This window comes from Limnoglobus roseus, assembly GCF_008254045.1.
Lineage (GTDB): Bacteria > Planctomycetota > Planctomycetia > Gemmatales > Gemmataceae > Limnoglobus > Limnoglobus roseus.
Genome location: NZ_CP042425.1, coordinates 6,447,615 through 6,461,749 on the forward strand (window position 1 = coordinate 6,447,615; position 14,135 = coordinate 6,461,749).

10 protein-coding genes are annotated in these 14,135 nt (G+C 69.9%); 6 read left to right on the forward strand and 4 right to left on the reverse strand.

The annotated features are described in order from the left end of the window. A complete protein-coding gene (locus PX52LOC_RS27330) occupies window positions 1-1,182 on the reverse strand; it encodes a hypothetical protein (protein ID WP_149113064.1) in 1,182 nt (393 codons plus the stop codon). Window positions 1,183-1,346: 164 nt separating this feature from the next. Here PX52LOC_RS27330 and PX52LOC_RS27335 point away from each other — a divergent pair, with 164 nt between their 5' ends. Both PX52LOC_RS27335 and PX52LOC_RS27340 read left to right on the forward strand, forming a co-directional pair. Continuing rightward, window positions 1,347-2,789 (forward strand): c-type cytochrome, encoded by a 1,443-nt coding sequence (locus tag PX52LOC_RS27335; RefSeq protein ID WP_149113065.1) that lies wholly within the window; start codon window positions 1,347-1,349, stop codon window positions 2,787-2,789. After that, a complete protein-coding gene (locus tag PX52LOC_RS27340) occupies window positions 2,789-3,877 on the forward strand; it encodes a hypothetical protein (RefSeq protein ID WP_149113066.1) in 1,089 nt (362 codons plus the stop codon). Before PX52LOC_RS27335 ends, PX52LOC_RS27340 begins: the two co-directional genes overlap by 1 nt. A gap of 388 nt (window positions 3,878-4,265) precedes the next feature. Here the strand turns inward: PX52LOC_RS27340 and PX52LOC_RS27345 are convergent, their stop codons facing one another. Further along, window positions 4,266-6,998, reverse strand: coding sequence for a serine/threonine-protein kinase (locus PX52LOC_RS27345; protein WP_149113067.1), 2,733 nt, complete (start codon window positions 6,996-6,998; stop codon window positions 4,266-4,268). 49 nt (window positions 6,999-7,047) lie between these two features. After that, window positions 7,048-10,077 carry a serine/threonine-protein kinase gene (locus tag PX52LOC_RS27350; protein ID WP_149113068.1) on the reverse strand — a complete coding sequence of 1,010 codons (3,030 nt, stop codon included), beginning with the start codon at window positions 10,075-10,077 and terminating at the stop codon, window positions 7,048-7,050. Window positions 10,078-10,173: 96 nt separating this feature from the next. On the opposite strand from PX52LOC_RS27350, the gene PX52LOC_RS27355 reads away from it, so the two are divergent. From PX52LOC_RS27355 to PX52LOC_RS43460, 4 genes are all read left to right on the forward strand, one after another. Next, window positions 10,174-10,770, forward strand: a complete 597-nt coding sequence (locus tag PX52LOC_RS27355; RefSeq protein WP_149113069.1) for an RNA polymerase sigma factor — start codon at window positions 10,174-10,176, stop codon at window positions 10,768-10,770. A gap of 111 nt (window positions 10,771-10,881) precedes the next feature. After that, on the forward strand, window positions 10,882-12,639 hold the full coding sequence (locus PX52LOC_RS27360) for a cellulose binding domain-containing protein (protein ID WP_149113070.1): 1,758 nt from the start codon (window positions 10,882-10,884) through the stop codon (window positions 12,637-12,639). Window positions 12,640-12,831: 192 nt separating this feature from the next. Then, window positions 12,832-12,981: a hypothetical protein gene (locus tag PX52LOC_RS41005; RefSeq protein ID WP_168219233.1), complete on the forward strand. Its 150-nt coding sequence runs from the start codon at window positions 12,832-12,834 to the stop codon at window positions 12,979-12,981. A 116-nt stretch (window positions 12,982-13,097) separates the two neighbouring features. Next, window positions 13,098-13,223 carry a phage integrase N-terminal SAM-like domain-containing protein gene (locus tag PX52LOC_RS43460; RefSeq protein WP_261345039.1) on the forward strand — a complete coding sequence of 42 codons (126 nt, stop codon included), beginning with the start codon at window positions 13,098-13,100 and terminating at the stop codon, window positions 13,221-13,223. Window positions 13,224-13,722: 499 nt separating this feature from the next. Here PX52LOC_RS43460 and PX52LOC_RS27365 read toward each other — a convergent pair whose 3' ends face one another. Then, a complete protein-coding gene (locus PX52LOC_RS27365) occupies window positions 13,723-14,007 on the reverse strand; it encodes a hypothetical protein (protein ID WP_149113071.1) in 285 nt (94 codons plus the stop codon). Window positions 14,008-14,135 lie beyond the last annotated feature (128 nt).

A 14,135-nucleotide genomic window follows, 5' to 3' on the forward strand; every position in this document is an offset into this window, starting at 1 on the left:
TCACGGCCAGCGGCACGCCCAGTCTTTCGCCTGGGCGTGCCGCTGGCCGGCGCGGATGAACCAGTGGGCGGAGTTTCGGAAGTCCTTCTCAGTCGGCACGGCTTTGGCCGCGCGGGCGATCAGGGCCACGGCAGCGGGGTCGTCGCCGGCGTCCACCGCGGCGTCGAGGTACTTCTCCCAGGCCACGTGGTGATTGTTCTGCAACGCCTTCGCCTTCGGGGCGAAGCTCAGCCCGAATGCGAGGGCGCGGACGGCGTCCTCGTACTTCTTGTCGGCCATTAGGTCCGGCCCCCAGTTGACGAAGACCGACAGCAGGTTCTTCGACGCGGTCCCGTCGGTCGGGTCCAGGGCCAAGGCGGCGAGGTAGCATCGAGCGGCCGCCAGCCGTCGGGCAGGCTTCTCCTGGGCCAACGCCACTCCGCGGTTGGAGTAGATCATGGCCGCGATGCCCAGAGCGTCCACCGCGTGCCCTTTCTCGCGGTCGGGCACAACGCCGATCACCTGGACGCCGGGCCGCTTGAGCTTGGCCGCCCAGTCGAACCTGTCCGGGTTGGTCGGTTCAATCTGGACGCGGTCCGGGCCGTCGATCAGGTCGAGCGAGGCGTGGCCGGGCTGGTATTCGCTTCCCGGAATTGAGATGCCTTGGAGTTTCAGCCCTACCCGCGAAGCGACGAGGTAGTACATCGCCGACGCGGAGACGCAGTTGTACGTGCCGGTGTCGAACACGGCGGCGAGTGAGGTTTGCGTGCCTTCGTACCCCTTCTTCATCACGGTGGCGTGCAAGAGATTCATCACGCCCTCGCCGCGGTCGCGGTCGGTCTTGGCGTCCTTCACGGCCGCCTTGGCGTCGGCCAACAGAGCGTCGAATCGCTCGCGGTACTTCCGCCGCGGTTCCGCTTCCTCGACGCCCGACGCGAACAGCATCGCGTCAAAGATCACGTCGGCCTCGACCTCGGCCGGCGGCTGCTCCTTGCGGCCCCAGGCGGCGAGGAGCAGCTTGCGTTCGTCGTCGGGCAGCCGGGGCACGTCGCCGAGCTTGAGGCCCTCCAGCCGGTCGAAGATCGTCAGCGGCGGCGCGTCCAGTTCGTACTTGCGATCCGCCGGTTTGTCGGCCCGGGCCGACGTGACGCACGCGACAACGACGAGGACGGCAAACCAACGCGGGCGGGTGGGATGATTCACGGCAGACCTCCCGGGCGAAGTGGCACCTTGAGAATACGGCCGCGGCGGCGTCTCGGATGTGGGAATGACAATCCGGGCTTTCCGCATGACATCCCCTCGCCGGGGCGGTATCGTCATCCAGGGTCGGCAGCACGGGCACCGGCCAGCACGACGGAGGGAAGGGGATGGACGCGGTACTGTACCCGACCAACGACTTCGGACCGCTCATGAAGGGGCTGGTCATCGGCGGGCTGGGCATCTTCCACGTCTTCACCGCCCACTTCGCCATCGGCGGCGGCATCCTGCTGACTTACTTCCAGTGGTTATCGATGACCGGCCGGTGTCGGTGTGCCCGAGCGTTCGTAGACGGCTACTTCCGCTACCTGGTGCTCATCAGCTTCGTGGCCGGGGCGCTCACCGGCGTCGGCATGTGGTTCACCACCATCCAGGTCAGCCCGGTCACGATCGGCCTGATGGTCGACGAGTTCCACTGGCTGTGGGCCATCGAGTGGACGTTCTTCAGCCTGGAGGTGGTGGCCGGGTACGCCGCCTTCCGGTACGGATCGCGGCTGACGGACAGGGCGCGGCTGACGCTTCTGGCCCTCTACTCCGTCGCCGCGTGGATGAGCCTGTTCTGGATCAACGGCATCCTGTCCTTCCAACTGACGCCCGGGGCGTGGCTGGAGAGCCGGTCGCTGGCCGCCGCCTTCTTCAACCCGACGTTCCTGCCGTCCCTCCTGTACCGCACCATCGCAGCCCTGGTGGTCGCGGCCCTGTCAGCGATGGTCGTTGTCAACCTGGCGTCGGAACTGACGCGGCCCGAGCGCGAGGAGTTGGTCCGCCGGGCCGCGTGGCTGATGGCCCCGATGGCCGCCATGCCGCTGCTTGGCTTGTGGTTCGTCGGGGCCATGCCACCGGACAGCCGCGAGTGGATTATGGGCGGGTCGATCGCCATGACGCTCATGCTCAACATCGCCGTCGGGGCGTCGGCCCTCGTCGGCGGGTACGCCCTCGTCGGCCTGCTGCGGAACCGCCTTTACGTGAATGGGGCGACGGCCACCGTGCTGTGCGTACTCGCGTTCGCCGCCACCGCCGGGGGCGAGTTCGTGCGGGAAGGTGTTCGCAAACCGTACACGCTGCGAGAACTGCTCTACTCGAACGCGGTGCGGCCGGAACAGGTGGCGGAACTCCGGCGGACGGGACTGACCGCCATCGACCCGTTCCCGCTGCGGGGCGAGGCCGACCTGCCGACGCTCGCCGGCCGTCCGCACCCGCACCTTCGCACGGGGGCACTGGTCTTCCGCGAGCAGTGCAGCGTGTGTCACACGGTCGCCGGGGTGAACGCCTTGCCGGGGCTGACGAAGGGGTGGGACGCGGACATGAAGCGGCAGAACTTCGCGAAGCTCCAGCGGCTCAAGCCGTTCATGCCGCCGTTCGTCGGCACGCCCGAGGAACTAGAGTCGCTGGTGCAGTACGTGACGTGGCTGGAGGCCAACCGGCCGGGCGAGTGGCCCGACCCGGCAGCGGAGAAGGCGGAGTACGCCGCCCGGCTGGCCCGCATCCGGGCGTGGCTGGACGAGGCCGGACCGCACCCCGCGTTCCGCCGGACGCCGGAAGGGAGCCGCTGATGGACCTGCCATTCCCGTTCGCGTTGCCACTGCCGACCGCCTTCTATCTGACGGCCTACGTCGTGACGCTCACCGCCCACGTCGTCTTCATGAACTACGTGCTCGCCGGAACGGCCCTGCTCGCGGTAGCGTTCGCTCGGCCCCGACCACGGCCCGGCGAGTCGATCGCGATTCTCAAGGATTGGATGCCGCTGATGTTGTCGGGGGCGATCACGGCCGGCATCGCCCCGCTGCTGTTCGTCCAGATCCTCTACAAGCGGGGGTACTACACCGCCAACCTCTTGCTGTTCAACCGGTGGATGGCCATCCTGCCGGCCCTGATCGTCGGGTTCTATGCCCTCTACCTGCTCAAGTCGCAGTGGCTGACCCGCCGCCCGGCGTGGGTCCGGGCCGCCGTGGCGGGCGTGCCGGTCGCGTGCGTCGCGTTCACCGGGTACACGTGGACCGAGAACCACCTGCTGAGCGTCCGCAGCCCCTCGTTTTGGGGCGATTTTTACGCCACGGGGTCGCAGGTGTACACCGAGCCGCAACTGGTTCCCCGGCTGCTAGTATGGGCGTTCGGGGCGGTGCCGACGCTGGCGGTCGTGCTCGCCTGGCAGCATTGGTACCGGGGTACGGGGCGGCCTCGTTCGATCGCGGGCTTGGCGGGCGTCGGCCTCGGACTCGTGTCGGCCGCGGCCGGCGGCTACGCCCTGGCGGCCGATGCCACCACCCGCGAGGCGTTCCGGTCGCCGATGGCTTGGCCGTACTTCGCGGCGGCCGTCGCCGGCCTGGCAACTCAGGCCGGCGGCTGGTGGTGGGTCAGGACGGCTGACCAGTTCCATGCTCGCCGGCTGCTCGCGTGCTCGGTCGGCCTGGCGTTGACGATTGGGGGTATGACGGTGTGCCGGGAGGCAGTCCGGATCCACACTCTTGGGGCGGCCCGGTTCGAGGCCCTATACCCGGCCCACGCGGACGCCTTTGGGAAGGGTGGCCTCGTCCTCTTCCTGGCGTTCTTCACAGTGAACGCGGGGCTCATCGGGTTCGTGTTCTGGCTCGTCCGCCACCGCACGGTCGCCCCACCGCCAGCCGCACACGGCCCGCATTGACGTGAACGAATTAGGCCGTGACCGGCCGGCCTCGTCGCGCGCCCGATCGGATTAGGGACGCCCTGCGGCACCTGCCATTCGGGCAGAAGACGCGCGGGATCGTCTGCGATTCGAGGCGCCTCCGCCACCGTACGGAACCTGCGGAACCTTTTTTCAGACTCATATGTCCGTGAAGGAAGTTGGGGCGAGGTGCGGGTAGAGTGTCCTCCCGCTTTAACCGGGAGGGGAAGAGTTCCGCACGTTCTGCACAGGGCGCCCGATGCGCTTTCATCAATGAGTTGCCAGGGCGGGTGGAGCGAAATGGGATGGGACATGCCGCACAGTTTGGGCGGCTTGAGTGAAGGTGAGTCAGCACCTCGGGATGCTCGGCTCAAGTCCACGTTGAACCTCAGTCCTTGGCCCGGGGTGGCGGGGCAACTTCGTTCGAGCCGGTCGCGGGACTCCCGCGGTCCGCGGCGTACAGGGTGGCCAAGGCATGGGCGACCTCGGCGGGCCGGCCCGCCGCCGCCTTCGGCAAATCTGTCCGGTGTCGGACGAGGCCGTCGTACCCGGCGGACAGTAGCGGCTCGGCTTGCGTGTACAGCCGCTGGGCGAGTAGCGTTTCGCCGAGCTGTGCCTTCGCGTCGAACGTCGCCCAGCCGTCCGGCTCGACCGCCTCGCGGATGGCCACGCACTCACGGAGCAACTTCTCGGCGGCGGTGAACTGACCCGCTCCGTGGAGGTCGGCCGCGATCTGCGACAGTGCGAGGGCGAAGGCCGGGTCGTTCGGCTTTACCGTCTTTCGCCTCACGGCCAGATACTCCGTGAACAGCGGCACCGCCGGCTCGCCGCGCTTTGTGTCGGTGTAACTGCCGGCCAGCCCGACGATGCACCCGAGCGTCATCGGGTGCTCGTTGCCGAACTTCAGCCGCAGCCCGGGCAGGGCGGCCGCGTACACCGGAATGGCCTTCGCTGGCTGGCCGAGGTCCAGGTACGTCTGCGCCAGATTGAACTGCGCCCCGAGGGTGTCGTCGTGGTCCGGACCGTACTTTGCGAGCAAGAGGCGGGCGTTCTCCTCGAATAACGGAAGGGCAGCCGCCTTCTGCCCGACGGTCCCGAGCGTCGTCGCCACGGCGGACCGGGCGACGAGCGTGTTGGGGTGGCCGGCCCCGAGCACGCGAACGGCCCGGCGGAGGGTGTCTTCGAGCAGCGGCAACCCGCGGTCGGGCCGCCGGACCGCAACGTACGCCTTGCCGAGAGCCGTCGCGGTGCCCAGGGTGTCGAGGTGGTCGGCCCCGGCGGCGACGGTGCGGGCGGCGAGGACGGCTTCGAGCAACGGCACGGCCTTGTCCGGGCGGCCGGCCGTCTGGTGGGCGAGGGCCAGGTTGAAGCGGTACGAGAGCGCCTCGGCGTCGGCCGGCCCGTTGGCGGCCTCCCGTCGTTGGGCGGCTTCTTCGAGCAGCGGCAGGGCCTTGTCGTTCTGTTCAGTCAGGCGGTAGGCCGTAGCCAGATTGCTCATGGCCCGGAGCGTGAACTCGTGGGTCGGCCCGTATTTTGCCTTCCACGCGGCCAGTTTGGCTTCGAGCAGAGGGATGGCCTTGTCGAACTGATGAACGGCCTGATACCCACCGGCCAGGCTGTTGGCCGCCCGATGTGTCAGGTCGTGATTCGGCCCGAGTGCGGCGAGGCAGGTCCGGTGTGACTTCTCGAACAGGGCGAGGGCCTCGTGCACTTCGCCGAGGTGCATGAGGGTTTGGCCCAGGCCGTCCTGAAACTGGGCGACCATGCTGGGGTGGGTGAAGGCTTTCGCCTCGAACTGTTTGACGGCCGCGATCACCCGCTCCGTCAGAATCTTTTCCAGCGATGTGCCCGCCTCCTTGGCCTTCTGCGGGTCGAGGCCCGCGATCATTCCGTACAAGGTTTCGTTCGTGAACTCCAGTTGCACCAACCGGCCCTGGGCGAGTTCATTCGCCTCTTTGGCCTCCCGCTCGCCGATCTCGGCCCGGTCCTGGGCGTGCGTCGCTCGCACGGCCTGCCAGGCGGCGACGGCACCGCCGCCGGCCAGTACGGCGACCACGAGGGCGGCGGCTCGCGTCGTCACGCGACGGCGGGTGTCGGCGGCGGCGGCGGCGACTTCGGCACGGTGGACCCGCAGGGCGGTGTCGGCCCGCCACTCGGCCACCTCGGCCGCCACAACCGAGGCGTTGGCCGGTCGGTCGGTCGGGTCCACGGCCAGGCACTGCTTCGCTAGCCGGACCAGGGCCGGGTCGGCCCCGCATGCGTCAAGTCGGTCGAACGCCGGCCGCACGGCCCCGCGGGCGGCCTGCTCGTGCGTGGACTGCACGTCCACCCCGACGAACGGCGGCCGGCCGGTCAGGATGCTGCACAAGATGCCGCCGAGGCCGAACACGTCGCTCCGCTCGGTGACGTTGGTGGCGTCGCCGCGGGCCTGCTCCGGCGGCATGAATGCCGGCGTCCCCATGATCATGTCGGCGAGCGTGCCCCCGTCGTCTGCCGCGCGGGGGTCCCGGAACGCGCCGTCCGGATCGACCGGCACGTCGCCCGCGTCGGACCGGAACTTGGCCAGCCCCCAGTCCATCACCTGCACCTCGCCGAACGCCCCGACCATGACGTTGAGCGGCTTCAGGTCGCGGTGCAAGACGCCCTGACTGTGAGCGTACCCGATGGCCTGGCAGACGGCCTCGAACGCGGCCACCAGCCGCGGGTGGTCGGCGGCCGGGCTAGAGCGGGCCTTCAGCAGGGCGTCGAGGGTTTGCCCACGAATGAGCTTGAGGGCCAGGAACAGGCAGCCGTTGGACGCGGTGCCGAGGTCGTGCACGGGCGGAATGCCGGGGTGCTGGAGTTGGGCCGTGATGCGGGCTTCGTACTCGAACCGTCGCTGGGCGTTGGCGTCGGTGCGGTAGGCGTCGTGCATCATCTTGACGGCGACCGATCGGTGCAGGACGGCGTCCCACGCCCGGTAGACGGCCCCCACGCCGCCGCGGGCGATCGGCTCTTGCAACTCGTACCGCTCCCCGGCCCGCGGCGGCGGGTCGACGGCCGGGGCCGAAGAGATTTGCGCCGACCGCCGGTTCTGGTCCGGGGTCGCGGCCTGGGTGCCGGAATCGACATCTTCAGTCATCGCGTTCAACTCCGTGGGTCCGACAGTGTAGCACCGAATTCGACCGGCCTCATGGTCGCGGCTTTGCCGCAACTTCGTCCCGCTCGACCCGCCAGCGGTCGGCCTCGGCCGGCTTGCCCAGGGCCGCGTACAGCCGTCGCAATCGGTCGGCAGCTTCGGGGAGCACGCTCCGGGCTTCCGTCGGCACCGATTCGCGGCGAGCCTTCAGGCCGGAGTAGGCGGCAGTCAGGCGGCGTTCTGCAGTCGCATGGTCACCGCGGCCGAGGAGCGCTTCGCCGAGCAGCGACTCGGTGTGGAATCGCACCCACTCGTCCCCCTGACGTGCCTCGCGGACGGTCAGGGCGGCGGTCAGGTGCGATTCGGCCGCTGCGTGCTGGCCGTCTGCGAGCAGGTTCTCGGCCACCCACACGAGGGCGTCGGCGTACAGCGGGGTGTCGGCCCCGAAATGCCTGCGGTATCCGGCCAGGAACTCGGCGTGGTGAGCCATCGCCCGGTCCGGCAACTTGGCCCGCAACTCCTGCCGGGCCAGAGTCAGGGCGGTGGCCAGCGTCCGCGGGTGGTCGGGGCCGGGGTCGCGGCGACGGGCCGTCAGCACGCCTTCAAGAAGGTCCACCGCCTCCTTTGCCCGACCCGCCAGCCCGTACGCCTTGGCGAGGTTGGCTCGGGCGTTGAGAGCTTCCGGGTGATCAGGGTTCGGCCGGGCCGCGAAGGCGGCGACCGCCTTTTCGAGCGGCGGGATGGCCGATTGCGGGCGGTCGAGTTTCAGGAAGACGGCCCCGAGCGCCGTCTGGGCGATGAGCGTGTCCGGGTGGTCGGCACCGAGGACCGCCTCGCGGGCGGGGGTGACCTGTTCCAGCAAGGCCACGGCCTCGGCGTTGCGGCCGGCCTCGACATAGGCGTCGGCCAAGGTGCCGGCCACGATCAGCGTCTGCGGGTGATCCGCCCCGAGCGTCTCCTGCCGCGACCGGCGGACCGCTTCGAGCAGTTCCACGGCCAGCCGACGACGGACGTCGGCGTCCGGCCGGCTGCCGTCGCGGGCATACGCTTCGGCCAGATTCACCATCGCCGTCAGCGTGTCTGGGGCGTCCGGCCCGATGGCGGCCTTGAACTTCGGGACCAGGTCTTCGAGCAGCGGCACGGCGTCGGCGAAGCGGTTGGCCGCGACTGACCAACCCGCCAGATCGCCGACGGCCCGCAGCGTGGTCAGGTCGTCGGGGCCGTGGGCCGCGCGACTGGCGGCAACCACAGCCTGCAACTGCCGCACGGCGTCGAGCGGCCGGCCGGCGGTGCCGGCTGCCACGGCCACGCCGACGGCGGCTTCGAGGGTGCCCCGGTGGGTCGGCCCGAGTCCCGTCTCGCGGAGTCTGCGGGCCGCCGCGTACTGCTCGCCGGCTCGGTCCGCGTCGCCGAGAGCGAGGTAGGTTTCGGCCAGGTTGACGCGGATGGTCGCCTCAATGAGCGGCCGGCCGTGGAAGATTGGCCCGACGCGCGGGGCGGCGGCGTCCACTGCCCGTCGGAGCGTCACGTCGCGGCCGAGGCCCACGCCCTGCCCGGTCGGGCGGCCAGCAGCGATGACCGTGTCGAGGAAGAAGGATTGCACCGCCCGCCGCGAGGTCAGTTCCTCCTCGGCCCGAAGGAACGCGGCCTTCGTGCTCGCCTCCGCGGTCGTCACGCGGTCGAGGGCGGAAGCCGTCTCCCGCTGTTGGGCGGCGAGGTCCGCGAGGGCGGCGTTCGTCCGAATCTGTTCGTCGCTCAGGTCGGCGACGGCCTGCCGCTTCTCGTTCCGCTCGCGGACGGCTTCGACGGCCAGCCAGGTGCTCACGCCGGCAGCGGCGAGGAGGAGGACGCTGGCGGCAGCCGCCGTGGCGATCGGCCGGCGGTGGCGGCGGACGAACTTCCGCAGCCGGTAGCCGGGCGACGGGCGGGCGGCCTCGACCGGCTCGTCGGCCAAGAACCGCTCGATGTCCCGGGCCAGTGCGCCGGCCGAATCGTACCGCCGGTCGCGGTCCTTCTCCAGGGCCTTCATCACGACCCGGTCGAGGTCGCCCCGCACGGCGGCCGCGAGTTGTTTCGGCGTGCCCGGACGGGTGTCGGCCGAACTCAGCCGCACGCTGGGCCGCGGCGGATCGACTTCCCGCACGGCCCGCAGCAGTTCGTGCAACCCGGCCGATGCGAACTCGGTCCGCGAGAACGGCGGGAAGCCGGTCAGGAGTTCGTACAGCAGTCCGCCGAGGGCGTACACGTCGGCCCGCGTGTCCACGTCGGTCGGGTGCGGGTCGGCCTGCTCCGGGGCCATGTACTCCGGCGTGCCGACGACCGTGCCGGCGATCGTGTCGGGGGGCCGGTCGGTCAGCGGTTCGCCGACCGCCTTGGCCACGCCGAAGTCGATCACCTTCGGCACCGGCTTCCCGTCCACCAGCGCTACAAGCACGTTGTTCGGCTTGATGTCGCGGTGGATGACCCCCTTCTGATGCGCGTGCTGGATCGCCCGGCAGATCGGCAGGAACAGTTCCAGCCGCTGACGAAGAGTAAGCCCGTGGGCGTCGCAGAACCGCGTGACGACCTCCCCGGCGACGAGTTCGAGGGCGAAGTACGGGCGGCCGTCGGCCGTCACCCCGGCGTCGAACACGCGGGCGATGTGCGGGTGGTCCATGCGGGCGAGGACCTGCCGTTCGGCCTCGAACCGGGCGAGCACCTGTTGCGAGTCCATGCCCGGCTTGACGAGTTTGATCGCTACCGGCCGCTTCACCGGCTCCCGCTGGTCAGCCCGCCAGACGGTCCCCATGCCCCCCTCGCCGAGCCGTTCGACCAGCTCGTACCGGCCGGCGATCACGTCCCCGGCGGCCGGTCCCATGGGGGCCGACGGTCCGGCCGCCGGCAGATGCGGAACCGACAGGTTCCGGCCGCGGCGGAGGATGCGGGTGACGTCTTCCTGCCGGGCGTCGAGGTTCTTGAGCACCGCCTCGCACGCGGGACAGTCTTCCAGGTGGGCGGTCACGCGGTCGCCATCGACGGGGGCGATTTCGCCGCGGTGGAAGGCGGTAAGTTCGGCCGAACTCGGGCAAGCGGTGGGCGGCACGGACAACCTCCGGGGCGGGGCCGGCAGCGGTCGGCCGCCGGTGTGTTATAACAGTCATCTCGCCCGTGTGACACTCCCTCGAGGTTCGGAGCCGTCATGACCGCACCGGCCGGCCACCCCGGCGACACGTCCATGACCCTGCTCGTTCGCCTCCGCAGGGACGACCAGGCCGCGTGGGCGCGGCTGGTGTACCTTTACGGGCCGCTCGTGCGGTACTGGGCGGCCCGCCGCGGGGTGACCGGGGCCGACGCCGACGACGTGACGCAGGACGTGTTTCGGGCCGTCGCCGGCGGCCTGGCCGGGTTTCGCCGCGACCGCCCGGGTGACTCGTTCCGCGGCTGGCTGCACGGCGTCACGCGGAACGTGTTGCTGCGGCACGCGACGGCCGCCGGCCGGCGGCCGCAGGCGGTCGGCGGGTCGGAGGCGTTCCTCGAACTGCACGCCGTCGCCGAGACGCCGGCCGAGGACGCTGGCACGACGACCGAGGTGGACGCCCTGTACCGCCGCGGGCTGGAACTGGTCCGCGGCGAGTTCGAGCCGCGGACGTGGCGGGCCTTCTGGGAATACGTGGTAGACGGCCGAACGCCGGCCGACGTGGCGGCCGATCTCGGCGTGAGTGCGGCGACCGTCCGCCAGGCCAAGTCCCGCGTCCTCCGCCGCCTCCGCGAAGAACTCGGCGACCTGATCGAGTAGCCGCCCGCCGGCTCGCGCGCGGAAAAATGCTGTCACACCCCGCGGATCAAGGAAGTGAGGCTCGGGCGTGTCCGACCTCTCCCCAAAGTCCTTCCGATCCGAGGTCCGTTCATGTCCACTCATGCTCGCCGCCCGCAACTCCACCTCGACCGCCTCGACGACCGCCTGACACCGGCCGGCGTCCACGCCGCGTACACCGTCACACAGAACTGGGGGAGCGGGTTCCAGGCCGAGGTCCGGCTGACCAACGATGACCCCGTCGCGGTGCCGTTCTCCACGCTCAAGTTCGCCCTGCCGGCCAGCGTCACGTCGATCTGGGACGCCAAGGTCGTCTCGCAGGTGGGCAACCAGTACACGGTCACGAACGGCGGGTGGAACACGGCCCTCCCGGCCAAAGGGAGTGTATCGTTCGGTTTCGTCGCGGCCCCCGGAACGACGTCCGGCGACGCGAGCGGGTTCGTGCTGAACGGCGTGCAACTCGACCCGCAAGTACCGCCCGTCGTTCCGCCGGTGCCGGCCAGCGGAGCCGTGAGCTTCGCCGTCGGCAGCGACTGGGGCACCGGGCAAACCGGCCAGATCACGGTTCGCAACACCGGCACGCAGCCGATCGGCGGCTGGTCGCTGGCGTTCGATTTCGCCGCTGGCGTCTCGTCGATCTGGGACGCGAGCGTCACGTCGCGCGTCGGCACCCGGTACACCGTCGCCCCAAAGGCGTACAACGCCGTTATCCCGGTCGACGGGAGCTTGACGTTCGGGTTCACCGCCGACCGCGGCGGCGTCGCCCCCACGAACTTCGTCCTCACCGCGACCAGCCCGGTCGTGCCTCCCGTGGTGCCCCCGATTGTCCCGCCGGTGGTGCCGCCAGTCGTTCCCCCGGTCGTCCCGCCCGTGGTGCCGCCGACGGTGCCGCCGGCCGCGTCGGCGTGGCCGAGCAGCGTCTTCGCCCCGTACGTCGATGCCACGCTGTACCCGACCTACAACTTGTCGGCCGCGACGCAGGCGGCGGGCGTGAAGTACTTTACCCTCGCGTTCATCACCGCCGGCACCCAGAACCAGCCGGCCTGGGGCGGGTACGATTCCTACGGCCTCGGCAGCGAGTTCGACCAGAGTTTGAAGGCCCAGGTGACCACCTTGCGGGAGGCCGGCGGCGACGTGGCCGTGTCGTTCGGCGGGGCGGCCGGCCGCGAGTTGGCCGAGGTTGTCACTAACGCTACCACTCTGGCGGCCGCGTACCGCTCGGTCATCGAGGCGTACAACCTGACGCACGTGGACTTCGACATCGAGGGCGGGGCACTGGTCAACCGGGCGGCCAACGACCGCCGCAACCAGGCGATCGCTGTCCTCCAGCAAGAGGCCGCAGCCGCCGGGCGGGAACTGAACGTGCGGTACACGCTGCCGGTCTTGCCGACCGGCCTGACACCGGACGGCGTCGCTCTCTTGCAGTCGGCCCGTCAGGCCGGCGCGCGGGTGGACGTGGTGAACATCATGGCGATGGACTACGGCGACTCGGCCGCCCCGAACCCGGCCGGCCGCATGGGCGACTACGCCATCCAGGCGGCGACCAGCCTGTTCAACCAGATCACCGCGGTGTACGGGCCGGGCCTGAGCGAAGCCGCCCGGTGGAAGATGGTCGGGGTGACGCCGATGATCGGCCTGAACGACGTGACGACCGAGACGTTCGACCAGCAGGAGGCCAGCGAACTACTGACTTGGGCGCAGTCTCACAACATCGGCCTGCTGGCCATGTGGTCACTCAACCGCGACAACCAGAACCCCCGCGGGGCGATCAACTACGTGGATCTCACCTCCAGTAGCCTCGTCCAGTCGCCGCTGGAGTTCTCACGGCTGTTTAAACCGTTCACGAAGTAAATCTCCTTCGTAAGCAGTCACACGACATTGTTTGCCGCAGTCAATGCTTGGGCAACCGGGAAGACAACGGGGTCTTATGGTTGCCACGACCTATGATGCGGATCGGGACCTTCGTCCGTCGTGCGCGCCTACTCTCTGAAATCGACTTCGTGCCGACCGACCGCCCCAGACCGGCCGGTGCGAGTAAAGGAGGTGACCGAGGTCCTCGTCTACGACCCGACCGTGCCGAAGCCGGACTTCCGGTTCCTGGGCAACCTCCTCGTCCTCGGTGGCGAGATCGATCCGTTCGCCCGCGAGCCTGAACTCCGGGCGGCGTGCCGGTTCGTCCCGGCCGGCGGGTGACCGGTGCCCGCGAATGCTTTCGTGGCCGGCGAAGGGGACGGGAGACAGTCCATCTCGGTAGGAATCGCCGTATCCCAGCCGCCTAAACTCCTAGACCAACTCCGCCACGCCCTCCGGTGCGGCACTACGCGATTCGCACCGAGGACGCCGACCGCGACGGGTGCCGCCGGTTCATTCTGTTCCACGGCAAGCGGCACCCGGTTGACGTGGCCGAGGGAGACCTGAACGCATTCCTGACCTGACCCGCCTCGCCATCGATCGCCCGGTAACCGCATCGACTTAGACTCAGTGCGACCTCCTGTTTCGTGATGAGTACGTCCTCGGCCGCCCACTCGACCAACTCCGCGTCGTCCGCGCGACCCGCTCGACGTGGTTGCCCGTCGTCTGGACCCGCGGCGAGATTCGACAAGTTCTCGATTGGTGGGACGGGCCTACCGCTGTTAGTGGCCATGGTTCAATAGGGGGCGGGCTTCGCATCCGGGAAGGCTCTCCGGCTGCGCGTGAAGGACATCGACTTCGGGGCCGGTGAGATCCTCGTCCGCGAGGGGATGGGGACAAGGACCGACGGACGATGCACCCGGCGGCCGTGCCGCCCCTCCGCGAGCAACTCGAACGGGTCTCGCGGTAGCACGCCGCCAACGTGATGGCCGGGTGTTCTTGCCGCATGCCCTGGCGGCCAAGTCCGCACGCGGCGGCCGATTTGCGGTGGTAATACGTATTCCCGTCGGCGAAGGCGTCCGCCTACACGCGGTCGAGAGGGTGGCAGCGGCACCACCGGAACGTGTGGGCGATCGTGGCCGCGGTCAAGGCCGCCGATCTGACGAAGCCGGCTACGATCCGGATCAGGTCGTCGCAACGATCGCCCGGTTCGTCAGCGCCCTGTTCGACCCGGCCGACGTCGTGCTGATCCGCCCGATCGAAACATGGGCCGAGGGCGGCCGCAAGCGAGTCCCGCGTCGGGTACGCCGCTTGGCTCGCCCACGACCGGCACACGCCGAAGCCGAGTGTCGAACCCGTGGGCGACACCTACGAAGAACTGAAGGCCGCTCCCGCTCCCGCAACGCCGCCATCGCCCTCGCCGGCTGCGACACCGGCGACCTGTCGCCCGTCGCCGACCCGGGCCGGAAGGCCTGCCGACTTCCGGTTCGCCTGCG

What these genes read in the sequence shown, in the direction of transcription:
- PX52LOC_RS27340 (WP_149113066.1), top strand. Translation starts at nt 2,789, where the DNA reads ATGGACCTGCCATTCCCGTTCGCGTTGCCACTGCCGACCGCCTTCTAT.
- PX52LOC_RS27360 (WP_149113070.1), top strand. Translation starts at nt 10,882, where the DNA reads ATGTCCACTCATGCTCGCCGCCCGCAACTCCACCTCGACCGCCTCGAC.
- PX52LOC_RS27335 (WP_149113065.1), top strand. Translation starts at nt 1,347, where the DNA reads ATGGACGCGGTACTGTACCCGACCAACGACTTCGGACCGCTCATGAAG.
- PX52LOC_RS27345 (WP_149113067.1), bottom strand. Translation starts at nt 6,998, where the DNA reads ATGACTGAAGATGTCGATTCCGGCACCCAGGCCGCGACCCCGGACCAG.
- PX52LOC_RS27355 (WP_149113069.1), top strand. Translation starts at nt 10,174, where the DNA reads ATGACCGCACCGGCCGGCCACCCCGGCGACACGTCCATGACCCTGCTC.